Origin of the sequence: Methanobrevibacter thaueri (assembly GCF_015062905.1) — an archaeon.
Taxonomy (GTDB): domain Archaea; phylum Methanobacteriota; class Methanobacteria; order Methanobacteriales; family Methanobacteriaceae; genus Methanocatella; species Methanocatella thaueri_A.
In genome coordinates this window covers 66,864-91,694 of record NZ_SUTK01000001.1, presented here as the reverse complement: position 1 = coordinate 91,694, position 24,831 = coordinate 66,864, and the positions used below count along the sequence as shown (strand labels likewise).

Below are 24,831 nucleotides of genomic sequence, written 5' to 3'. Positions count from 1 at the left end.
TATTAATTGGACAATACTTTTTTAACAAAATCTAAGTTATAACCAGTTAAATTAACAATATTTTTAACACTGCAACCATTTTCAAACATGTTCAAAACTGTTTGTTTCATACTTTCTTCAACTTTATCATTAGCAATTCTTTGAGCATAATCTTCAACGATTTTCATATTACCACCTAATAGATTTACTACTGTTTTTTTAATTGAATCACTTTTAACGAATTTATCAGCCAATATTAACTCAATTCCTTTGATGAATTGAGCAATTTCATAATCCCAATCATTGATATTTGATATTAAGTATGTAGTTCTTAAAAATATGATATAAAAAAGTAAAAAAAGTGTTTGAAAATTAATTCAAACAATCTATCTATTTTTCATGGTCCTTTCAAGGATATATTCTGCTCTCTCCAAAAGGTTACCATATAATCTGATTTGATTTCTCAACTCATCGATTGCTTCGAGTTGTCCATCGTCGATTCTCTTTTCGATATCCAATAGTTTGGACCATTCGTCTCCTGATGGCAGCTGCAATGTATTGAGCATGTCGTCTGTAAACTGCACATCAAAGTTATTTCTGTTGATTGTAATGTGTATGTTGACTTCGTTCTGCAAATCGTAGTATTTACGCGGACGGCCTCTTAAAATCTTTTTATAAGAAGAATTTAGGATACCTATATCTTCCATTGCACGCAAGTGTGCGATAATGGCTTTTTGTCCAATGTCAAGTTCATTGGAAATTTCACTTACAAACATAGGTTCTTCCCTTAAAAGATTTATAATGTCTCTTCTAGTCTTACAACCCATTACATCAAGTATATCCTCTACATCAATGTCGTCTGAAGGTCCATTGTAGTTGGTTCTCAATTCAATGTGACCTTGAGGTTTATTGACATTTCTGCGAGGTCTTTCGTTTTTCTCAATGTCGTTTGTATTAGTCATGTATATACCTTATGTATCGAAACCTTTATATAACTTTTTGTTACTATAATAATGTAAGAGAAAGATAACTTTTTGTTACTTTAATATTTGGTTCAGAAAAACTTAAAGTAATAACTCTTAAATGATGAACCATTTTCCTATATGTCCATAAATTCCCAAAAACTGAATATTAAAGAGCAAAAAGGAAAATTCTCGGTATAGAGTTATTACATAGGTTTTTCAAATAACCTAAAAAAGGTGTAACTATGACTGATGAAAATAAAAGCGAAACTGAAGTAGAAACTCAAGATTTGGAAGAGAAATATGAAGCTCTTCTTGAAGAAAAAAATCAGGAGATTGAAAAGCTTCAAAAAGATCTTGAAAAATCCGAAAGTGAAACCCAGGAATACATCTCACTATCACAAAGACTTCAAGCTGATTTCGAAAATTTCAAAAAGATAACTGACAAGAGAAATCAGGAGCTAGTAAAATTCGCTAATGAAAATGTTATAAAAGATTTCCTAGACTGTTATGAAGACTTCGGCAGAGCTTTAGAAACCGAAAATGATGAAGATTTAAGAAAAGGTATTGAATTGATCTACAATAAGTTTAGTGATGTGCTGGCAAAAGAAGGAGTAAGCGAAATTCCTGCAAAAGGAGAAAAATTCGATTTGAACAAGCATGAAGCATTGATGGTTCAAGATTCTCCTGATGTCGAAAACGGATACATTATTGAAGAGTTGATGAAAGGATACATGTACAAGGACAAAGTCCTCAAATACTCAAAAGTTATAGTTTGTAAAAAATAACGTTTATTAAATAATAATATATTAAAAAAATAAGGTGATAATTATGTCTGATACTAAAAAAGAAAAAATTATTGGAATTGATTTAGGTACAAGTAACTCAGCTGCATCTGTGCTTGTGGGAGGAAAACCAACCACAATCCCTTCCGCAGAAGGTGCAAGCCAATACGGTAAATCATTTCCAAGTTACGTTGCATTTACCGAAGACGGTCAAATGCTAGTCGGTGAACCAGCAAGAAGACAAGCAGTAACAAACCCTGAAAATACCATTTCAGCAATCAAAAGAAGCATGGGTACCGATCACAAAGTTACCGTGAACGGAAAACAATACTCTCCACAAGAGATTTCCGCATTTATCTTACAAAAAATCAAAAAAGATGCAGAAACCTTCCTCGGAGAACCTATCCAAAAAGCTGTAATTACCGTACCTGCATACTTTGACGACAACCAAAGGACCGCAACAAAAGATGCAGGAACAATCGCAGGACTGGACGTTGTAAGGCTCGTAAACGAACCAACCGCAGCAAGCCTCGCATACGGTCTTGACAAAGCTGAAGAAGATGACATGAACATCATGGTATACGATTTAGGTGGAGGTACCCTGGACGTAACCATCATGGAATTCGGTGGAGGAGTATTTGAAGTAAGATCCACCAGCGGAGACACCCAACTCGGTGGTACCGATATGGATAACGTATTAATCAAATACTTAGCTGATGAGTTCAAAGCACAAGAAGGCGTTGACCTGATGGACAACGACCAAGCTGTACAAAGGTTAAGAGAAGCTGCAGAAAAAGCAAAAATCGAATTGTCCACTACCACAACTACCGAAGTCAACTTGCCTTTCATTGCAATGGGAACTGACGGAACCCCTAAAAACCTAATCATTTCACTTACAAGAGCAAAATTAGAAGAGCTCGTCGATTCAATTGTCGAAAAATCAGGCAAACCAATGCAACAAGCATTAGATGACGCTAAAATGAGCAAATCAGAAATTGACAAAATCATCTTAGTCGGTGGACCTACCAGAATGCCAATCGTACAGAAATTCGTAGAAAAATTCATAGGAAAACCAGTCGAACGTGGTATTGACCCAATGGAATGTGTATCCATGGGTGCTGCTATTCAAGGAGGAGTATTAGCCGGTGAAATTAAAGACATCGTATTGTTAGACGTTACTCCATTATCCTTAGGTATCGAAACCTTAGGTGGAGTTTCAACCACTTTAATCGAAAGGAACACAACAATCCCTACCAAGAAAAGCCAAGTATTCTCCACAGCTGCCGACAATCAGCCTTCAGTAGACATCAACGTACTTCAAGGTGAAAGGAAAATGGCAGCAGACAACACTTCACTCGGACGTTTCCAACTTGTGGGAATCCCACCTGCACCAAGAGGCGTTCCTCAAATTGAAGTAACCTTTGATATTGACGCAAACGGTATTATCAATGTAACCGCTAAAGACAAAGGAACAGGCAAAGAACAAGCAATCACAATTACCTCTTCCACCAAACTGTCCGATGAGGAAATCGAACAAAAAATCAAAGAAGCGGAAATGAATGCTGAAGCAGATAAGAAAAGACAAGAAGAAATCGAAATCAGAAACAATGCAGACTCATTAATTTACACTTCAGAAAAAACTTTAGATGAACTTAAAGATCAAGTATCTGAAGATGAAAAGACTAAAGTCGAAGGACTTGTAGCTGAATTAAGAGAACTTATAGCTGGCGATGACGTTGATGCCATTAAAGCAAAGTCTGATGAATTATCCAACGTAATTCAAGAAATTGGTGCAAAAATCTACCAACAAGCACAGGCAGAAGCACAAGCTCAACAACAAGCAGGAGCTGACCCTAATGCAGGTGCTGGCGACAACAGCGATGATGACACAATAGATGCAGACTATGAAGTAAAAGACGATTAGATTAAATAATACAGTTTTATTGGATTGTTAGGTTAAGACAAAATCAGAATCAGAATCAAAAAAATAGTTAAACTAACAATTAAAATAAAACTATTATTTATTCTATTTATTATTTTTTAAGGTGAACAAATGGCAGACAAGCGAGATTATTATGAAGTTTTAGGCGTTGACAAAAACGCCGATGAGAAAACAATTAAAAAAGCTTATCGTAAATTAGCCAGACAATACCATCCGGACGTTTGTGATGAACCAGATGCAGAAGATAAGTTTAAAGAAGTAAGTGAAGCTTACGCTGTCTTGTCTGACGATGAAAAACGTCAAAGGTATGACCAATTCGGTCATGCAGGAATGGATGGATTTACAGCTGAAGATTTCTATCAAAACGTGAACTTCGACGACATTTTCCAGGGATTCGATATAGGAAACATATTCGATATGTTCTTCGGAGGAGGAGGTGCCCGCTCCAGAGGAAGGAATGCAGGCCCTCAAAGAGGTTCAGACATATATACTGAAGTTCCAATAACTCTTGAAGAGGCATTCCAAGGCTGTGAAAAGGAAATCAAAATCACAAGAAGCGAATTGTGTCCAACATGCCACGGTTCCAAATCAAAGCCTGGATCCGACCCTGAAACCTGTACAACCTGTGGAGGAACAGGCCAAATCAAGGAAGTCAGCAACACTTTCCTAGGCCAGATGGTTAACGTAAGGGCGTGCAGAGACTGTGGCGGAACAGGTAAGATAATTACAGATCCATGTGAAGACTGCCACGGTAAGGGAAGCAAAAGAAAAACAAAAACAATCAAAATCGAAATTCCTGAAGGAGTCGACGAAGGCAATCACTTAAGGGTTTCAGGTGAAGGAAACTGCGGCGAAAAAGCAGGTCTCGAAGGGGACTTGATTGTAACTATCCACATCAAAAGGGACAAGAAATTCACCCGTGAAGGCGACCACCTGTACATGGAACAGCAAGTGAGTTTCCCGCAAGCGGCATTGGGTGATGTTTTAAGCATTCCTACCATTGAGGGGAAAGAGGTTGAATTCAAGATTGCTCCTGGAACACAAAGCGGTACTGTATTCAAACTAAGAGGCCAAGGAATGAACTCCGTCAGGCACAAAGGTAGAGGAAACATGTACGTTACCGTTACTGTTGTAGTTCCTAAAAAATTAAATTCAAAACAAAAAGACTTGCTCAAGCAGTTCGCCGAAATCAGCGGAGATGAAATCAAGCAGGTCAAAAAAGGACTCTTCGACAGGGTCAAGGATGCAATGGAGTAGATTAGTCAACACTAATTTACTTTTTTTACTATTTTTTATTACCGATTTTCAAGGCAAAAATAAGTGCCACAAATATTGAAGCAACGATACATTAAATGTTATTTTGTAATGAAATCATATACAATAAATTATAGGTTATCGAATATAATTAAGTGACATTTTAAAAACAGTAATTATAAATTGAGTAATCTATATGAAAAAATAAAAAAAGTAATAGAGATTAAAAATCCCTATTTTTTAACAGTAATTTTAACTGATTTTGCAACTTTATTGTAAAGGTTGTTTCCAGCAAAGTTAACTTTAGCAGTGTATTTGCCTTTTTTCTTTAAGTTTTTAACTTTAAAGGTAGCTTTACCTTTAGCGTTGGTGGTTGCTTTGTAGGTTTTACCTTTAACTTTTAAGGTTACTTTAGCTTTTTTGATTGCTTTACCTTTACTGTCTTTTAAGGTTACAGTGTATTTTTTGGTTTTGACTTTAGCTTTGAAAGTTTTCTTTTTAGCAGTCAATTTGGCTGCTTCTTTGCTGATTTTGATAGTTGCAGTCTTGGTGGATTCTGCATAATATGCATCTCCAGCAAACTTAACTGTTAACTTTTGAGTTCCAGCTTTAGAAGCAGTGATTTTGTAATTAACTACACCTTTATCATCAGTGGTATATTCTTTACCGTTGATAGTTACTTTTTGATTTGCTAAAACCTTACCTGAGTTGTCTTTTAAGACAATTTGGTAATTTACACCAGATTTAGTGGCGGTTACTAAAAGTGATTTGTCTGGAGCGGTAATTGCTGATGGTGCTTTGGTAATGGCGACATAATTATAAACAGATTTATAAAGGTAGTTATTATCGCCCTCAAATTTAATCAAAGCAAGATATTCTTCAGGAACCACATTAATATTGAATGTGGCTTTACCGTTCATATCAGTAACGTTAGCGAATGTTTGACCTGCAAGAGATACAGTAACTGTTTTATTAGACACTGGACGACCGTATTCATCTAAAAGTTTAACTGTAAAGAGATCATCAGTGCCGTAAACTTTGGTAAACTCAACAGCAGCAACAACAACTTTGAGCTTATCGGTAGGAACACCTGTGTTTCCAGATTCAGTTATATTACCTGTTCCATAAATAGTCATATCACCTTCACCTTCATTACTGGTCATTTTGTTATCGGCAATAGTACCATTATTGTCACCTAATTTAGCCGCATAATCTCCGGTTGTTTCAATCTCATTGTTTGTAATAGTGAAATTACCTTTTTTGATTACAACACCAGTATCAGCGATTCCCATTTGATCCCAAATAGATTTATCGCCTACTTTTGAAGCATTGGAAGTAATATTGTTGTTATCAATGGTTATTTCATCAATATAAGCACCAATACCTATAGTATGATTACCACTTACTTTAATATCATTTTCAATTATTTCTGCTTCGGTTCCACCTACTTCAATACCTACAACATAATAAGCTTCACCGGTTATGTTATTCTTTTGAATAGTAATGGTGACCGGCATGTAATTCATTCCAGAGTAAATCGGGTAAGCAGAGTTAGCAGCAGTAGTGTCTATATTATTTGAAACGATTATTCCTTCAGCAGTGCCTTCAACATCAATGCCACATGCATATTCGTCAGATGTTACAACAATATTGTTGTCTGAAATAACAAAATACTCGTCATTAATAATGATAGCATAGGTATAACCTGCACCATTAACAAGTATATCGTTAGAAACAACTTTTGCATTAGCGGAATTCAAAATATCAATACCATAAATAGTATCCCAGCTAGTGCCTCCATTAGTGCTTATAGTAATATTATTGTTGTTTAATATCGCATCATCACAACCCACTATAACAATACCTTCACTGAAAGATTCACGGGTAGCGCCCCAGTTAACAGCAAAGGTAGGAATAGCAATGTCAAAATCATTATCTCTAATTACAAGATCACTATTTTTAACGAAAACAGCATATGATCTGGTATTATTGGATGAGTCATAAATTGGGTAACCCCAATCATCATAGCCAATGATTACGAATTGGTTATCAACCATACCATTGAATGTTACATTGTTATCAACAATAGTTAAGTTAACTTCTTCAGCAACAATAGCATAATTATTAACTTTACCACTATTAGCATTAACAACAATATCATTATCTATAATTTTCACAATATCATTTGTTGAATCAGCATTGATTCCTATGGCATTAGAAGCGATTTTATTATCAGTTATGATTGCATTACCACTAATTACTTTAATACCACAGTTATCAGTTTTCATACTATCCCAAACAGGATTATCTCCAACATTTGAAGCAAAAGCATTAATAATATTGTCCTTTATTTCAACCTTGGAAACTTTAGTTCCAATACCAATAGTATGATTACCATCTACATAAATAACATTTTCATAAATATGAGCTTCTGAAGCAGCAATCTCTAAACCAACAACATAGTAAGCTTCACCTTTAATTTCATTGTTATTTATGGAAACCACTACGTCCTGACCTGCTACCATACCAGTGTAAATCGGATAAGCGGAATTGGTTGCAGTAGCAGTGACAATATTGTTCTCAATCTCACCTTTAGCTGCACCTTCAACATCAATGCCACATGCATATTCGTCAGAGGTTACAGTAATGTTATTAGTATATATTTTGAAAAGTTCATCATTGATAATGATACCATAGGAATAACCTGCACCATTAAGAACTATATCGTTAACTACAACGGTTGGATTAGCGGAATTCAAAATATCAATACCGTAAATAGTATCCCAACTATTACCGCCATTAGCACTTATTGTAATATTATTGTTGCTTAATACCGCATCATCACAACCTGCTAAAACAATACCTTCACTGAAAGATTCACGGGCAGCACCCCAGTTTACAGCAAAGGTAGGAATGGCAATATCAAAATTATTATCCGCAATCTTAACATCACTATTTTTAATGAAAACACCATAGGCGTGAGTGTTATTGCTGGTATCATAAATAGGATAACCCCAATCATCATAGCCAATGGTTACGAATTGGTAATCAACCATACCTGCGTATGTTACATTGTTATTAATAATAGTTAAATCATCAATCTCACTAGCAACAATAGCAAAATTATCAATTTTACCAGTGTTAGCAATCACATTAATATCATTTTTTCTGATAACAACAGTGCCTTCTTCAACTGCTTCAATACCTACATTAGTAGAGGAGATATTATTATTTTCAATAGTTACATCACCTAAAACAGCAATAGCAATACTTTCTTTACCTAAAATAGTGTCACCGGTAGGGTCATCACCAATATTTGTACCAAAACACTCAATTGTATTTTTAGAAATAGTAGATTCACCATTTTTAGCACTGTCACAAATTCCGACTGTGTAATTACCTTTTACTGAAATATTATTGTTAGTAATTTCAGAATCCCATTGTGATAACTCTATACCACAGGCAAAGTAGGATTCAACATCAATAGTGTTATCAACATAATTAACACCATCAATAATACCCATAGTTAAAACACCACTAATAATACCATAAGTTGCGCCAGGTGCTTTAAGTGAAATTGTGTTATTTTTTACAATACCCTCTTCAGAAGGTCCTTCGACTTCAATAGCGTTTGCATAATAATTATCAGAGGAAATTGTTAATTGATTGTCTGAAACTTCAAAATCGTTTCCTGCAATCAAAATACCATAAATATAATTGTAACCTGTTGCTTTAATTACATTGTTTTTAATTAAAACTTCTTCAGAAACAATAGGATCCTCTGAAATGAGATTCATTGGATTTCCCCTAACAGAAATACCTACTATTGAATCTAATTTACCATAATGATTATTATATTTAATATTCATTTCATTGTCGATGATATTTACATCGTAACAATAAAATAAATCAATACCTGCAGAGAATATTTTAGTATTTTCAAGTGAATACATGTCAGGATGTTTTATAGCAACTGAAGGAAGTGTAATATCAAAATTGTTTTTTTGAATTATAATCTCGTCTGAAGATATTTCTTCTTCCTCATCCCCTTCAATACGAATAGCATTATTTATGTAAGTTCCGTTTGTGCATCCAACATAAGTTATATTGTTGTTAATAATTTTCAAAGTATCGACAGAAAATGCATAAATTGCATAACTATCAGAATCTTCAACAGCAGTGAAATTTATTTTACAGTCAGAAATTATTACATTAGAAACTTCAGACATAGTGATTAATGCATAATCTGAACCTGTTAAATCAAAACCATTTATTTCAACATCATCTGAAGAAATTACAAAGGATACTCCGTTAAATATTGCATTTTTTCCAGTGAACTTAATTTCTCGATCAATGGTAATGTAATTTACATCAATTCCGGAAAAGTCCCCTTCAAAAATTAATTCATCATCTGTTACGGTATCCAACAAATTACCTGAATCATCAAAGTAATTGTGGAACGTATTATTTGTTACAACATTTTCCGCTTTCAAAACATCATCAAAGCCGTCATCAGCTTCAACAACACCTTCATCCTCAACACTAAGCGGTGCATTATCTTCTTGAACGCTTAGAACATCTTGATCAATGGTTACTTCATCATCCACTTCTGATAATGTTACATTTTCATCAGCCGCAAAAGTTGCACTAACTGATAAAACCATTAAAAAAAGTAGAAGCAATGAAATAATCAGGGCTTTTTGTTTAATATTTACACCTCTTTATTATTATTAAATTAAAGTATAGTCTAATAAATTTGATGAATAAAAATTATAGATTGACTATATTAAAAAATAGTAATTAAATATATTTAAATGTTATTAAAGGTTATTTGAAAAAAAAGTAAAATAAAGGTTAATAACCTTTACTTTTTGATTTTGATTGTATTTTTAATTGTGCATCCGCCAAAACTTGAACTGATAGAATATTTACCTACTTTCAAATTCTTAATGGATGCAGTAGCTACGCCTTTTTTATTTGTTCTGGCAGTGTATTTTTTACCTTTGATTTTAAAAGTAACCTTTTTCTTTTTCACTGCTTTACCATTCTTATCAACCACTTTTACTGAAAATTTAATCTTTTTAGCTTTTTTCGCTACGATATTTTTTGCAGTCAGGGTAGGCTTGAAAGTTAGCTTGTTTGAAACTTTATCGCCTTTAAACTCTGAAGTGATTGTGTAGGTTCCGGCTTTAAGTTTGAGTACTTTGGTGGCATAACCGTTTTTATCTGTCTGGACTTTGTAAGTTTGACCGTTTACTTTAATGGTTACGACATTTCCAGCACCATAACTTCCGTCAGATCCTTTTACACGCACTTTATAGGTTATTGTGTTTCCATAATAGACAGTATAACTTTTGCTTTCAACAATTGAAGGCAAAACAGTTATTTTTGCAGTATTTTTAGAATCATAATACTGTGCATCACCTGCAAATGAAACAGAAACTGAATAGCTGCCTTTGGAAATAACCGGCATGATTATTTCTCCTTTGGAATTGGTTGAAATATCATAAGTTTTTGAACCGATTTTCACTGAAACCAACTTATTAGGTAACAAATTACCTTTTGCATCTTTCAAAATGGCTAAAACACCACCAGGATAAACATTTGTATTGATTGTGAGTTTTGTGCTTAGTAATTTATAAGCAGTTAAATTAGCATTTGCAGAAGTTGATTTGAAATAATCCGGATTAATAATTTTTGCAATGATTAATGGAGAAGCATCATATATTTCAGGTATTTCTCCCATGAGAGAAGCTATACCATTGACATCACTGACAGCCTTACCAACATAACTTTCATAACCCTCATCGTTGACGTAAAATTCGACAGTTATTCCCTCAACGCCAATGCCTAAAATGTTTTTAATTACAGCTATGAATTCAGCGTTCCTATGCATTGCACCAGTTGTATTGTATAAAACTACATCCAAGTCTCCATCTTCAACACTTAAAAGAGCGGAGAATTCGGTTAACCTGAAGTATTTTTTATTTACTAATGCTGAAATGGTATATGAAGCTGGAGTGTAGTCAACAAAACTATATTCGGATTTTGCTTCACCATTTGTTATAATGGCCTCACTAATGACATTACCGTCTAAATCCATAAATTTGACTGTTGCACCTTCCAAAGCATTATCTTCAGTTGTGAAAACAAATGTTCCATTTTCCAAGTAATTGATATTGATATCTTGAAGAATACCATTAACCAAATACTTATAATTGTTCCTTACAACATTATTTGACGCATCATTTACTCCATCATCACCTATTCCCAATTCTGAAACCAGATAATTGTCTTCGATGACATTATTAATTGCATCTTCATCTAAGAGTATTGCATAACCTTTATTAGAAGTGATTTCATTGTTTGTAATATTATTATTAGTTGAATTAGAATCAAGATAAATTCCAGCATTTCCTTCAGAGATTACATCATGATTGTTAAATGAAATCGCTTCACCAGTTCCATTAGCGATTATTTCATTTTCAACAATTTCATTATTAACAGAATTGGCAAGTGCAAATCCATAAGCTAGTTTTGCATTGATTTCAAAATTATTTTCGCTAATTTTATTATTATTTGAATTGAAAGCTTCAATTCCATATACAACATCGGAATTTATTACGAATGTATTTTTATTGATAATGGAATTTTGTGGCTTTTCCAAATTAATACCATAAGCTACACAATCAGATTGCATATTAACAATATTTGAAGTAATTATTGTATCGGTAGATTCCTGCCCAATCACAAATCCTTCAACGAAATATGTTCCTTCCAATAGGATTTGATTGTTAATAAAGCGAGTATTTGTTGCACCTTGACCTTCAGGAGCATTATGTCCCTCAGTATATCCTAAAACTCCCATTCCATAGATATAATTATCATTACCGTATACATAGATATTATTTGATGAGAAAGTGTTATCATGACTATTATAATACAAGTCAATACCTACAAGGGAGTTAGTGGATTGATTGGTGCCAACTGTCCTATTTAATTTAGAAGTGACATTAACCCTATTTCCAGAAACGTTGTTTCCGGAAGCATAAATCATTAAAATTCCGTAAGTTCTGAAAATTCCTGTGACATAATGATTTCCGTCAAAGCAACTACCGTCAAGGCAACTTCCATCTAAACAATTACCATCCAGACAATTACCGTCTAAACAATTACCATCCAAACAGTTACCATCCAGACAATTACCGTCTAAACAATTACCATCCAAGCAATTACCATCCAAACAGTTTCCGTCTAAACAATTACCATCCAAGCAATTGCCGTCAATGCAGTTACCGTCAATACAAGTTTCACCACCGGAAAGGGCATAAATGTTACCTGTACCTTCAGTTTTAATGGTGTTGTTGATAAAATTACAGTCCTCAACTGTGTGGGCGAGGAGTGTGTAAGTTAAATAACTGCCGCTGGAGAATAGCCTGTTGTTCAATACATCAACATTGCTTGATTCCACCACATAAATTGCATAGGCTGAATTTAGGTCGAAAACTTCAATATCACAATTTTTAATTGTTGCTCCGAATACCCTATAGGCAACTACTCCCCAACAATTTGATCCTCCGGCATCATTGTTTCTAATCACTAAATTCTCGAGCCATGCACCGTCAGAAGATACTTGGAAAGTAGTGTTGTAGAAGATTGCATTTTGACCATTGATTTTGACACCTCTATTGACAAGGATTCTTAGATTGTGGAATTCTCCTTCAAAATTTAATATATCCCCATCTTTAATATCTGATTTGAATGCTCCATTGTCTTCCAAGAAAGTAGTATTTAAATTGGAAGGAGTTACTGTGTAGGTTGTTCCATTAAAATTGTAAACCGGAACTGATGGATCATATTCACCTTCAGGAGTTAAAACCTTACCTCCATTTTTTGGAATATTGTTCGGACCTATCACATTTTCCGAATTAGCATCAGCGTCCCTTGCATCAATAGCATAAGTGTTGCCTGTGAATATATAGTTATTTACGATAGTAATGTTTCCAGGCATTCTTTTTGAACTTAATTTTTGGATTAGAACACCGACACCGGATTGGCTTGTAATGTTATTACCTATGACTGTTAGGTTATAAGAATAAGAATTATATAAAATTCCCACACCTGAAAGTGTTGAAATATTATTGTTTTTAATTATTATATCAGAACCCTGCGGGTGTATTCCAGTACCTCTATAAGCTATCTGGACAATATTGTTTTCTACAGTAGAATGGTCCAACACTGAAATTCCCGCACCGCTGGATAATATTCTTGCATTTAAAATTGTATTATTTGCAATAGTTGAATAAGTGCCTCCAACAATTCCTATATCTCCACCTACTTCAATATTAGGGTGATTATAATCCGCACCAGTCATATTAATTATCCAATTATTAATAATAATATTGCCTGATGCCTGGGATGACACACCACGATATGCTCCAATAATCCTATTTGAGTCAACTGTGTTATTTGCACCCATTAATTGAATTCCATAACTCCAGGAAGTAGGAAGAACGTGATATTTTATAGTGTTATTGTAAATCAAATTAAAATTGGAGTTTCCTCCTTTCAAAGGACCTCCAGAGTAGCTTGATAAGTAAATTGCATTTGCATCATCACAACCGATTAGATTATTTGCTATATAATTGTAATGAGCTCCACTTATAAGCAATGGAGGAGTTGAACGAGTTCCATGACCGTAAGTAATTCCATATGCATTTAAATTGTTATGAGTGACATTATTATAATTTGCACTATTTGCAATACAAACCGCATAAGATGAAGCCCCAGTATTGTTAATAAAACAATCCTGAATGGTACAATAACTTACTCCATTTAAGAAAATACCATATGTTGTTTCTTTTGTATTGAAAATGTTCAATTTTGAAATAGAGCTTCCGGAAGCTCCATCAGAAAATGTAAACATGCAATTGGATAATCTGACATTGTCTTTTCCAACAACATTTACTGACTTTTTAAAAACAAACTTTAAATTTGAAAAATCGCCTTCAAGATTAATTGTATCTCCTTCACTTGCGGAAGAATCCTTTAATTCCCCTGTAGATGCATCAAAATAATTATAATAATTTGATTTATTAACCGTGTGGGAATTAGCAGATACAATATCCTCACTATCAGAAGCCACAACATCCTCAGATGCAACTTCCTCCAAAACAGTTCCATCATCACTTGAGATAGTGTCATTCAAATCATCGGCAGCACTCACAGCGCCGATAGACACTAAAAGTAATAATAAAACTAATAAAATATTAATTTTTTTAATCATGATATACCTCTTTTACATAAATAATCTATACTATTATTATGTATTGAAATAAAGTATATTTAAAAATTACTAAATTTGAAAAAAATAAAAAAAAGTTGATGATTAATTAATAATCATCATATTCGTCTTCATCATTTCTTACATATCCGACAAGGAATATTGCAATCAGAACAATTATTGCAATGATAACAAATATCGGCATGCTTGATTCAGTTGCACTTGCAGATTTGGCCGCTGAGTTTTCTGACAATTCATATGCTTTTGCGCCTGACTCTCCGGAACCGCTATCGGAAGCGGAACTTGAAGAGCTTGAAAGTTCACTGGCAGATCTTGCATCTCCACTTTCTGAACCGTCTGCACCAACGGCAGTTCTTCCTCCGTCGCTGCTACTGGACCTGTCGTTTGATGTTCCGTTTACCAATTGCTGCGCATTGGAGTTTTGATTTCCGGAGTTTGAATCACCATTGCTTGAACCGCCTTGTTGCTGTGAGTTGGAGGCCTGGTTTTCCTCTTCAGGCATCTGATATAAAGGATCAGTATTTGTTGCCTGTGCAAGTATCTCTGCAAATTTCTGTTTTTCAGCAGGAGTTAATGAACTCATTTGGATAAGCTGTGCGTTGAAAGCAAGGTTTTTACATGTGTGGTGACAACATGCTACACCATATTTGTTTACGTTATCTATATACTTGTCAACCAGCTCCTTATATGTCTTCATGTCTGTATGCCAGGTCCCCTGGTCTGCAAGGTAAATCATCCAAGCAAGTGAAGTCTGATAACCTGATGCTGTTGTTGCACTGTTGACATATCCGTCCATGCCCAACAGCTCATTGGCCAATTGATTACCCAATTGGGTATCAAGATTGTTTCCACTTACTGTCAAACCTCCAAACATGTTCTGGATTCTAGCCGCATAGGAGTTCATTCCGGCACCACCGCCGGTAATGAGCGGCATGTAATATTTAGGGTTCAAAAGCATTGTTCTTATTTCAAAATCGATTTCCTCTTCATAGGTTCTTGCAATATAATTGTTTTTGCTTCTTATATCTACAAATGAAGTGTCTGGCCTTTCCTGACCTGACCTTTCCTTCAATATATTAGCAGCATTGTACAATCCGCCAAACCAGTCATAGTAATCATCTGAATCGAACAGTCTCCATGTACTGTCAAAGTTCTGAGTAATCAAATCAGTCTTGTTGAGCAGATATATGAAGTTGTCCTTTTGATTTGTTATTACAATATTGCCGTTATCGTCTATTGTCCAGGAGTAGGATACCCTTGAGAGATACACGTCCATTGCGAACTCGTTGACGGTGTTTATATCCCAATCGGCTGTGTTCGGAATAAGTGTTGACATACCTGTTCCTTCAAGGACATTGCCTGGAAGACCGAACAGCCTGTCAAGTGAAGGGTTTTCAGCATAATGCTTTTTCACGTAGTTGTTGGTGGCGTTTTCGCCTTCAGCAAATGCTGCTAATTTTACCGCCTTCAACATCCATGATAGCCAGTCCTTATTGCTTGTAACGATACTTGCAAACACGTCAATCCTTGGTCTGTTTACAACACTGCCATTGGTTAATTTAACGGTTAACTTATCCAAAGGAAGCATTTCAACACCAATTACTTTTCCGTTGTCTGCCCATACTGGCTTACATCCAAGGAAATAAAGGAATTCTGCTACGCCAATACCTTCAGTTCTTGATATTTCAGTACCCCATAAGATCAATGAAGTCAATTCCGGCCATTTGCCGTGTTTTTCATAATATTCAGAGAGCAACAAATCAACGATTTTGATTGCTGATTCATAAGCTGACTCTGAAGGCATTCTTGTAGGGTCTGATGCATAACCGTCATAACCAGTAGGAATTGAATCACCATAGGAAGGGTCTGCAAAGAGTCCTGATTTCACATATCCTCCTTCAAGAGCGGTCAATATAGCATTCCATTCGTTGTTGTTTTGGATATTGACAATGACCTGTTCGGCATACAATGTTGAGTTGTATAATGAAGATCCGACCGGAATGTTATATTTCTGTGCCAAATCACTTATTGAAGAGCCGTTTACCAAATCGGTCACATAATCTCTTAGGAACTGCTTGATTGCACTGGCTTGAACCAGATAATTGAGATTTCCTGAAATGTCCTCGTAGAAATTCATTCCCTTGAGTTCAGGATACAGGAATTCCATGATGTATGTGTAAATCTTGGTTTGGGAAGTTGTGATTGTAATGACCTCTTCCACAAGCTCCTCACCTGTCAATATTTTACCCAATGTATGCAAACCGTAACTTATGAAATCATCACTCATCGCTTCCAAATACAAGTGAAGGTCATCCAACCACTGGTCAAATGTTTCAGCTTCTGTAAAGTTTCTGAAACCTAATGTTGGAGCCAGTTTGATGATTTTTGCCTTATATTCTTCAGCGTTTGATGATACATCGAGAGCCACCTGGTCCTTATAGTATGTAATATAATTATTTAATACGGTGTAGTTACCATATAAACCGGATGTCACCATTGCCGGGGTCATGTGAGTGATCAGCAATGCTGCAATCCTGTCCCTTGCAACCATGGCCTCACCAGGGTTGGATACGATATAAGGATATAGTGTCGGATTCAATGTCAGCTCGAAAGTCCAGTCACCTGCAACAGCACCCAAGTTAGTGCCCGGGAGCCATTCGAGGGTTCCGTGGGTTCCCATATTGACGATTGCGTTTACCTTTGCGGTCTTGTCCAGCCATTTGTAGAATGACACATAGTACTGTGTCGGAGGCAAAGTCAAGTCGTGGTAATTTTCAACCGTTTTGAGCTCTTCCCAACCTCTACTTGGCTGGAATGTGACAAATACCTTACCGAACCACATTCCCGGAACGATCATGTACTGCTCATCTGTGCCGTTATATACCATTGACGGACCCAAACCTGAACCCCAGTAATCGGTCATGTTCTTTATGAGGTCGGCTGGAATGTCCCTGATCAGATTACGGAAGTCCCTTGTTGAAATCAGCTGATTGTGTTTGACAAGTTCATTATAGTTTTCCTCGACGTACTGTCTCAAAAGACCGTAAGCCCATGAACCCTTGTTACCCATTTTGAAAATGCGGTCCTCAAGTTCCTGTGGAGTCATCCTTTCACGGATGTCCCCTCCGGTATCATAACCCTGCTCATATAACTTGACAATCAGATCATAAGTTGATTGGGTTACATTGAGATATGAAGCACCGATTTCAGCCTTGCCCGGAGGATAGTTGTAAAGTACAATAGCTATGGTCTTATCGTGATTTTCCAAATCCTTCAAATCAGCCCAGCCACAGCTCAGCTTAACCATCTTATCCACACCGGTCTGGATTACATGAGTATCACCTGCATCGTCAACATATGACAGGATAACCGGTCCGTAGACACCTTCAAAACTTGGGTAGGTTACAGCATAGGTCCATTCGATTTGAGGACCCAGTTCGGAATTAAAACTGTATTCAGATATTTCATTAACACCTTTGAGAACAGCCAAGTCTATTTCAGATAAATCAGGTTCTGCTGAACCATTGGCATAACTTAAAGACCAACTATATAGTGAAGTGATCAGTGAAATTCCCAATCTTGAGGAATTTGTGATGCCTTTTAATATAGAAGACATTGAAGGGGCAGTGCTTGTCTTGAATACATTAAAGGCAGGCCTGCCGCTTGCGGCATAACTTCTAATCAAAGCATCCACAACATCTCCACCACCATAGTAAGTAGCGATAGCTATGAGCTTTTTATCCGGAGAAAATTTGGCTTCGTAATCGTTTTCAAAATCGCTGAATAAAGATTTGGGATTTAATTCGCGTTCAACCCAATTTTGATAGTTCTCATTCATCCAGTTGAGGCTGCCGTCAGGGGTTTTGGAATAACCCGGATTTGTTGTAATCCACTCATGAATCAGATTTGCTTCAGGAACAAGAGTATACATTCCCAAATCAGGATGGTAAAAACCACATTCTGGACTCATCATAGGAATTCCGTCATCGGTCAATGTAGGATTGGAATATTTTTCAGGTTCGATTAGATAACGAACGTAATTAAAGTAATTTTCCATGTTCTTAACCAGAACGGTTGAGTCCTTGATATCTTCCGCCTGGAAATAGGATCCGATGTAAGTATTTTCAATAGTATCATAGATATTATTGCTTGGATTGGCTCCAATGATATGCATACCAGTTGTATTCAATATCTCTTGTGAGTAAACTCCGAAAGTGTATGCGACCTTATATTTATTGTTAGCCGGAGAGTTCTTCAACAATTGCTTTAGATATGCTGCTGTAAACTTGTTATAAGCTGAGTTTTCAGCAAACATGTCAATGTGGATGTAGTTTGCATATTCCGCCAACCATGCCCTTGACTCGTCGAAGTTAGTGGTACTGATGTATGCAACACGCCTTGACATGTTCATCAGCAGGTCAACCTTTTCGTTGTGAGAAGCGTAATCCACCAATAATAGCATGTCTGGAACAAACATCACATCCTTAATGTCCAATGTACCGCTGTTTTTAGTAAAATCAATACCTTTGAGATAAATCGGATTGTATGTCAGGTAGGTAAACTCCAAATTATATATTTGAGAACCTAATCCTGTGAATGTTGCAATACCATTATTATTGGTTGTCTGAGTTGAAATCAACTTATTTGTAGAATTTTCATACAACTTTACGGTAGCTCCCTTAAGTTCAATTCCATCTTCCGTCCATGTTTTGCCTGTTTCATTGAAAGAATCATAAACGTGAACATTAATTACATTATTCCCTGCTTCAAGGATTCCCTCATCTGATTGAGAAGACTGAACATCCGGAACATCTGGAACTTGCGTTATCTCTTCTAACTCGCTTGGAGCACTCACCACATCAGATATTGTTTCATTATCTCCTGCAAATACGCAGCTTACAGAAAATACAAGTAATATTGAAATAATTAATGCAAATAATAATCTTTTATCCGTTTTCGTTTTTTCACCTCCTTCATGCCCAATTGAAACATAGCAAAATATAATATTTACTATAAGTTTAAATTTGATTTGAAAACATATAAAATTAACTAAACTTAATTAAAGTTATCCCGGACTCAAAAATTGTATACACAAAAAAGATACATTTAAATACTTAAATGACTAAACAAAATTTACCAATATTTTAAGAGGTGATACTAATGCGCAAGATAATGATTTTACTAGCGATAATCATTGTTGGAATGCTCATTCCAGTGGGATTTTCAACAAGTGACACCCAAGTGGTAATAACCTATGGTGAGACAACCTACAACAACGCAAATTATAAAAATACTGTAGACGGATTTTTTGTAAACAATGCAGGCATCGATTTGAAAAACGTGGACTCAAAAATTATCACAGCTTCAGACGTGAACAAGATTTCAAGTTCAATAACAGGCAAGACCTACTCCTCAGATCAGGTATTTTCATCCGCACTCGTGGATTTGAACGAAAATGACAATCTGGAAGTGAGTGTTGACAAATCCAAAATTACAACAATCACAGGAGACATGTACCTTTCCGCACTTAAATCAGCGGGAATCACAGCCGGACACGTTTACGTGACAAGCCCTGTTGAAGCGACCGGTGAATCCGCCCTTGCAGGAATCATGAACTCATACGAAGTGGTGACAGAGGTTGAAATTCCGGAACCTGTAAAAGAAGCCGCAAACAATGAAATCTACACTCAAGCTGAAATAGTTAAGAACTCAGATGTAAATGCAGATGATCTGTCCAAAATGGTTGATGACGTGAAAGAGGAAGTTCAAGAGAATAATGTTACAGACCACACAACCATCGTGAACATCATCAACAACTACACAGTCATAAACAACATAAACATTACAGACAGCGACATCGAAAACCTTGCAACAAGCATTGAACAAATTCAAAACGTGCAGGGCGACATCAACAACTATCAAAACGAAGTTTCAGATGTCTTGAACGATACCAATGCCAGTGATGCAAAAGGATTATTAGATGGGTTATTCAACTGAATAATCCATTAATTTCATTTTTTAAATCAGTTTTCTCAATTCTCTGAGATTCATCTCGATGAACTCCCTATTTTTAGGATTGGACAGTATCTCATATTGCTTTATTTTTGTCTGAATATAAGCCTGCCTCAACAGCCTCTGCAACTCGTCAACATCACTGTTCAATATGGCATGCAATTTAGATCTTTCCTCGTCATTTAAAGCGTTCAAATGAGATTCGATTGCTGATTTGAACTTAATTACAAGATTTGAATTCCTTTTTGCCATTCCATTCAATATAAATGCTGGGGCTAGCAAAAAAAGATGTTCATGTTCTTTTAAATCTTCATATGTAATTTTTTCTTTCATATTTACACCTTTTAATTCAATGTGCCTTAAACTAATTATTTATCAATTATATGTAAATCATATTTATTTTTTGTTAATTCAATAGAAACTCTTTTATATATACATAATGATAAATATTATTGGTGAATTTAATGTTAGAAGAATATTTACCTTTTGTGGGATTAATAATTTTTGGAAATATAGAGAACCTTATACTATCCTCTCAAGGAGTGGTTCAAGGTGTGAATCCTAAGGTTTTAGGGATGTTAAGTATCTTTGCAGTTATTGTCTGGCTAGTAATCGGATTTGTAGCAACAGATGTTGCAATACAATATGCCAATTACATCACATTCATTGGTGGCCTTGCAATATTCATTTTAGGTCTTATTTCAATTAAAGATGCTGTAATAAACATTAGAAAAGCAAAAAGAGGTGAATAATAATGGTAAATTTAAAAGATTATGCTCCATTTACTGGACTGCTAATTTTTGGAAACATCGAAAACCTCATTTTAGCTTCACAGGGTGCTGTAGCGCATGTAAACCCTATAATCCTAAGTGTATTAAGTATCATTGCCGTAATCATCTGGCTGCTTCTGGGAACCTACGGAACAAAAATAGCAATCAAATATGCAGATTACATCGAAATAATCGGCGGATTGGCCATTGTCATTTTAGGTTTGCAGTCCATGCTTGAGGCAATGGGATTCTTATAAACAATCCTGCAACATCATGAATAAACAAGACGAGGTGTAAAATGGGTAGAAAGGACATAGGCAATATTCTAGAGATAATGAGAAACGATATCAAATCAGCATTTTCAAATCCTATCGTAACAATAGTGCTGATTGGAATAATTATTCTGCCTTCCCTTTATGCACTTATAAACATATATGCATGTTGGGACCCTTACGGAAACACTGATGAAGTGGAATTTGCAATTGCAAACCTTGATAACGGCACATCCTTTGAAGGAACTAAAATAAATGTTGGAAATGAGCTTGTTAAGGACTTGAAGAACAATACCAAATTCAAATGGACATTTGTCACGGAGGATGAGCTGCGGGACGGGGTTCATAAGGGAGACTATTATGCAGGCATAGTGGTGCCCAAAAACCTGAGTGAGAACATCGTTTCGATTACCACAGATAACCCTGAACAGGCAAAATTGGAATACGTCGTAAACGTTAAAGCCAACCCAGTGGCTGCCAAACTAACCAATACCGCAGCCAATACTGTTTATTCCAATCTAAATGCAAAGATTGTTGAATTTATAAATCTTGCGGCATACGGCAAGCTTGGAGAATTGCAGGAAGGTCTTGCTTCCGGAGCTCAACAGTTGTCTGAAGGAGGAGCTCTGCTTCAAGAGGGTGCAGGAGAAGTTTCTTCAGGTGCGGCCCAAGTTGAAGATGGAGCCTCACAAGTTCAAGAGGGATCCGAGCAAATACAGGCAGGATCAGAATTACTACAAGAAAAGTCTGGAAAAATAGATGAAGGTGAAAAGCTTATTGAATCAAATAACAATTTCCTTCAAGAAAAATCAGATGAACTTCAAAAAGGTGCTGAGGAAGTTGAATCCAGTGTTGATCCATCCTTAATACCTGAAGGCCCTGTTAAAGAATATGCTGATGGAGTTTCTCAAGTTGCAGACGGAAGTGGGCAAATTGCAGAAGGTTCTAGCGAACTGGCAAAAGGTTCAGTCCAATTGGCAGAGGGTTCAAAACAAATCACTAACGGTAGTGTATTTTTAGCTGAAAAATCCGGAGAATTAGCGGGAGGTTCAGCTGAATTGGCCGAAGGTTCAGTGACTCTTGCAGCAGGAGCGGAAATGCTTTCAAATGCTGCTGCACAAGCATTATTCTCAGCATCAGCAGGCCTTTTCTCATCTGCAGATGCACTTTCAAGCATTACAGGAATCAATGAGACACTTCTCGGAGACTATTTCTTCTCACCGGTCAAACTGGAAACAACTGAAGTGTTCTCAGTGCCTGATTATGGATCTAGCGTAGCACCATTTTATATTGCATTGTCAATGTGGGTTGGAGCATTAATTACATGTGTAATGATAGAACCTAAATCAAGTGTGGGAACCAAGTATTCCCCATTCGAAATGTATGTGGGCAAACAAACAATCTATGTGATAATGAGTATCCTGCAGGCTTGTGTAACCCTGATTGGGTCATACATCCTTGGAATCCATGTAGATAATTATCCGTTGTTCTACTTCTCAGCGATACTGGTATCGGTAGTGTTCATGTTATTGATATATTCTGTCATAACGGCTATCGGAACTGTTGGAAAAGCAGCCATAGTGCTTCTTTTAGTATTCCAGATATCTGCAACAGGCGGAATTTATCCTATCGAAATCATGGGCAAATTCTTCCAATTCATACATCCATACATGCCAATGACATATGCAATTAACCTATTGCGTGAGGCGCAGCTTGGAGTGGTCTGGTCGAATTACTTCTTTGCATTGGCCATTCTTATAGCAATTGGGCTCGTGGCCATTATCTGTTCAATATTTGTTAAAGAAAAAGCGGACAAGGCTTCAAAATACTTTGAAGAACGTTTAGAAGAAAGTGGATTATTTTAGGAGTTATTTCAATAACTTCTAATAATTTTTTGAAAGGGAGAAAACAATGAGAAAAAAGAGTTTACTGATAATTTTATTGGTTGCTGGTATTCTTTTTAGTGTTTCAGGCGTTGTAGCCGGTGACGTTGATGATGTGACATTAACTAGCGATGCGAATGATACAGCCATATCCATTGACAACAATGATTTTGCTGTCGAAAGTGACATCGACGATATGGAAGTGTCCAGCAATGCTGAAGACCATCCCTTAGAGGAAAGCAGCACAGAGAATAAAGACGACGGTACCTTCACAGCACTGCAATTGAAAGTCTCTAATGCAGATGCGGGAAGCACAATTAACTTATACAACGATTATAAGTACAACAGCGGCTTTAAACTCACTACCGGAGTTTTCATCAATAAGGATATAACCATCAACGGAAACGGACATAGCATCGACGGAATGGGTCAATCTAGAATTTTTAATATCAATTACGGCAATGGATTAAAGTTTAATAAGGTCACATTGAAGAACATCAATTTCAAAAACGGCAACGCCAAGATTTACGGCGGTGCAATATTAAACTTTGGAGAATTGGCAGTTGACCACTGTACCTTCACAAGCAATAAGGCGGGCACTGCAGGTGGAGCTATTAATTCTTTAGGCGCATTAACCTTAAAAAATTCTAAATTTTACAAGAATACTGCTGGTGGAGATGCAGGTGCAGTCTTTTCACTAACATTGAAAAAAGGTGCAGGATTCTATTACCAGTATTTTGAAGGTCGCAATGCCACAGAGGATCAAAACATTATGTTTACTTTAATGCAAGCAGTTCTTGAACCTGGTAAAGACACAATATCCAACTGTGTATTCACCGAAAACCAAGCTAAGGGTCGTGGAGGAGGAGCAGTCTATGCATTTTCCCATATTGACATCAATTCCTGCACATTCAAATCAAATAAAGCTAATGAAAGTGGTGGTGCTGTATTTGCAAATAAAAACATTGTCATAAAAAATTCCAAATTCAGCTACAACACAGTGAAAAAAAGGGGCGGTGCTGTTTACTTCAGATGCCATTCACTTACTGGCCACTATAATGATGGCAAATGGGTTAGTGACATTAATTACTACACCTGTTTAATCGAATCCTCAACATTCAAAAGAAATGTTGCCAAAAATGGCGGAGCAATATACGGATTCAAATATAATGATACCGATAAAAAGCATGGCGCCAAAGCGGTGAAATGTACCTTTGATGAGAATAAAGCAAAGAAAGGAAGGGATGTATACGGTGGAACCGCTTCAAAATGCAAATTCCTTTACTATAAGTTAACATTGAAAAAGGCCACCATAAAAAAATCCGCCAAAAAGCTTGTGCTGAAAGCTACTTTGAAAAAAGCTAAGAAAGCTGTTAAAGGTAAAAAAGTTATATTCAAGTTCAGAGGCAAATACTACAAGGCAAAAACCAATAAGAAAGGCGTTGCTAAAGTAATCATTAAAAAATCCGTGCTTGACACTCTTAAAGTCAGCAAAAAAGTAACCATTAAAGCGACATATAAAGCATTTTCCGGAAAGGTTATTGCTAAGAAAAAATTTAAAGTTGTAGAGTAAATGTTTAAACATTTACTTTAATTATTTTTTTAAACACGTCTATTTTTTCCAATCGAATTATTGATTGTACACTTATTTAAATTATATCATTCAGA

General features: G+C 35.9%; 14 protein-coding genes. 8 read left to right on the top strand and 6 right to left on the bottom strand.

Annotated elements, in window-relative coordinates:
* Positions 1-2: 2 nt before the first annotated feature.
* Both E7Z79_RS00410 and E7Z79_RS00405 read right to left on the bottom strand, forming a co-directional pair.
* Complete coding sequence (locus E7Z79_RS00410; RefSeq protein WP_292751925.1) at positions 3-167, bottom strand: hypothetical protein; 165 nt, start codon at positions 165-167, stop codon at positions 3-5.
* A 198-nt stretch (positions 168-365) separates the two neighbouring features.
* On the bottom strand, positions 366-941 hold the full coding sequence (locus tag E7Z79_RS00405) for an ArsR family transcriptional regulator (protein WP_292751928.1): 576 nt from the start codon (positions 939-941) through the stop codon (positions 366-368).
* 245 nt (positions 942-1,186) lie between these two features.
* Between E7Z79_RS00405 and E7Z79_RS00400 the strand changes: the two genes are divergently transcribed.
* The 3 genes from E7Z79_RS00400 (at position 1,187) to dnaJ (ending at position 4,925) form a co-directional block, all read left to right on the top strand.
* Entirely contained in the window at positions 1,187-1,729 is a 543-nt protein-coding gene (locus E7Z79_RS00400; RefSeq protein WP_292751931.1) for a nucleotide exchange factor GrpE, read from the top strand.
* 43 nt (positions 1,730-1,772) lie between these two features.
* Positions 1,773-3,650 carry a molecular chaperone DnaK gene (dnaK, locus tag E7Z79_RS00395; protein ID WP_303738020.1) on the top strand — a complete coding sequence of 626 codons (1,878 nt, stop codon included), beginning with the start codon at positions 1,773-1,775 and terminating at the stop codon, positions 3,648-3,650.
* Positions 3,651-3,779: 129 nt separating this feature from the next.
* Positions 3,780-4,925, top strand: coding sequence for a molecular chaperone DnaJ (gene dnaJ, locus E7Z79_RS00390; RefSeq protein ID WP_292751941.1), 1,146 nt, complete (start codon positions 3,780-3,782; stop codon positions 4,923-4,925).
* A 230-nt stretch (positions 4,926-5,155) separates the two neighbouring features.
* Here dnaJ and E7Z79_RS00385 read toward each other — a convergent pair whose 3' ends face one another.
* The 3 genes from E7Z79_RS00385 to E7Z79_RS00375 all read right to left on the bottom strand — a co-directional run bounded on the left by E7Z79_RS00385 (position 5,156) and on the right by E7Z79_RS00375 (position 19,081).
* Positions 5,156-9,586 (bottom strand): hypothetical protein, encoded by a 4,431-nt coding sequence (locus E7Z79_RS00385; protein WP_292751944.1) that lies wholly within the window; start codon positions 9,584-9,586, stop codon positions 5,156-5,158.
* Positions 9,587-9,786: 200 nt separating this feature from the next.
* Complete coding sequence (locus E7Z79_RS00380) at positions 9,787-14,208, bottom strand: right-handed parallel beta-helix repeat-containing protein (protein WP_292751947.1); 4,422 nt, start codon at positions 14,206-14,208, stop codon at positions 9,787-9,789.
* A 106-nt stretch (positions 14,209-14,314) separates the two neighbouring features.
* On the bottom strand, positions 14,315-19,081 hold the full coding sequence (locus tag E7Z79_RS00375; protein WP_292751950.1) for a cobaltochelatase subunit CobN: 4,767 nt from the start codon (positions 19,079-19,081) through the stop codon (positions 14,315-14,317).
* Between the two features lie 305 nt (positions 19,082-19,386).
* Here E7Z79_RS00375 and E7Z79_RS00370 point away from each other — a divergent pair, with 305 nt between their 5' ends.
* Entirely contained in the window at positions 19,387-20,223 is an 837-nt protein-coding gene (locus tag E7Z79_RS00370; RefSeq protein ID WP_292751953.1) for a DUF1002 domain-containing protein, read from the top strand.
* Between the two features lie 21 nt (positions 20,224-20,244).
* Here E7Z79_RS00370 and E7Z79_RS00365 read toward each other — a convergent pair whose 3' ends face one another.
* On the bottom strand, positions 20,245-20,571 hold the full coding sequence (locus tag E7Z79_RS00365) for a hypothetical protein (RefSeq protein ID WP_292751956.1): 327 nt from the start codon (positions 20,569-20,571) through the stop codon (positions 20,245-20,247).
* A 131-nt stretch (positions 20,572-20,702) separates the two neighbouring features.
* On the opposite strand from E7Z79_RS00365, the gene E7Z79_RS00360 reads away from it, so the two are divergent.
* The 4 genes from E7Z79_RS00360 to E7Z79_RS00345 are packed head-to-tail and all read left to right on the top strand — an operon-like array spanning position 20,703 to position 24,736.
* On the top strand, positions 20,703-20,990 hold the full coding sequence (locus E7Z79_RS00360) for a hypothetical protein (RefSeq protein ID WP_292751959.1): 288 nt from the start codon (positions 20,703-20,705) through the stop codon (positions 20,988-20,990).
* Positions 20,991-20,992: 2 nt separating this feature from the next.
* The gene (locus tag E7Z79_RS00355; protein ID WP_292751962.1) at positions 20,993-21,265 is read left to right on the top strand and encodes a hypothetical protein; all 273 of its coding nucleotides are present in this window, start codon (positions 20,993-20,995) and stop codon (positions 21,263-21,265) included.
* A gap of 41 nt (positions 21,266-21,306) precedes the next feature.
* Complete coding sequence (locus tag E7Z79_RS00350) at positions 21,307-23,145, top strand: YhgE/Pip domain-containing protein (protein WP_292751965.1); 1,839 nt, start codon at positions 21,307-21,309, stop codon at positions 23,143-23,145.
* A gap of 46 nt (positions 23,146-23,191) precedes the next feature.
* Positions 23,192-24,736: a hypothetical protein gene (locus E7Z79_RS00345; protein WP_292751968.1), complete on the top strand. Its 1,545-nt coding sequence runs from the start codon at positions 23,192-23,194 to the stop codon at positions 24,734-24,736.
* Positions 24,737-24,831: the final 95 nt, after the last annotated feature.

Excerpts from the sequence above, each read along its gene's own strand:
- E7Z79_RS00350 (WP_292751965.1), top strand. The coding sequence starts at position 21,307 with ATGGGTAGAAAGGACATAGGCAATATTCTAGAGATAATGAGAAACGAT.
- E7Z79_RS00365 (WP_292751956.1), bottom strand. The coding sequence starts at position 20,571 with ATGAAAGAAAAAATTACATATGAAGATTTAAAAGAACATGAACATCTT.
- E7Z79_RS00410 (WP_292751925.1), bottom strand. The coding sequence starts at position 167 with ATGAAAATCGTTGAAGATTATGCTCAAAGAATTGCTAATGATAAAGTT.
- E7Z79_RS00405 (WP_292751928.1), bottom strand. The coding sequence starts at position 941 with ATGACTAATACAAACGACATTGAGAAAAACGAAAGACCTCGCAGAAAT.
- dnaK (WP_303738020.1), top strand. The coding sequence starts at position 1,773 with ATGTCTGATACTAAAAAAGAAAAAATTATTGGAATTGATTTAGGTACA.
- E7Z79_RS00380 (WP_292751947.1), bottom strand. The coding sequence starts at position 14,208 with ATGATTAAAAAAATTAATATTTTATTAGTTTTATTATTACTTTTAGTG.
- E7Z79_RS00345 (WP_292751968.1), top strand. The coding sequence starts at position 23,192 with ATGAGAAAAAAGAGTTTACTGATAATTTTATTGGTTGCTGGTATTCTT.
- E7Z79_RS00385 (WP_292751944.1), bottom strand. The coding sequence starts at position 9,586 with ATGGTTTTATCAGTTAGTGCAACTTTTGCGGCTGATGAAAATGTAACA.
- dnaJ (WP_292751941.1), top strand. The coding sequence starts at position 3,780 with ATGGCAGACAAGCGAGATTATTATGAAGTTTTAGGCGTTGACAAAAAC.
- E7Z79_RS00360 (WP_292751959.1), top strand. The coding sequence starts at position 20,703 with ATGTTAGAAGAATATTTACCTTTTGTGGGATTAATAATTTTTGGAAAT.
- E7Z79_RS00370 (WP_292751953.1), top strand. The coding sequence starts at position 19,387 with ATGCGCAAGATAATGATTTTACTAGCGATAATCATTGTTGGAATGCTC.
- E7Z79_RS00400 (WP_292751931.1), top strand. The coding sequence starts at position 1,187 with ATGACTGATGAAAATAAAAGCGAAACTGAAGTAGAAACTCAAGATTTG.
- E7Z79_RS00355 (WP_292751962.1), top strand. The coding sequence starts at position 20,993 with ATGGTAAATTTAAAAGATTATGCTCCATTTACTGGACTGCTAATTTTT.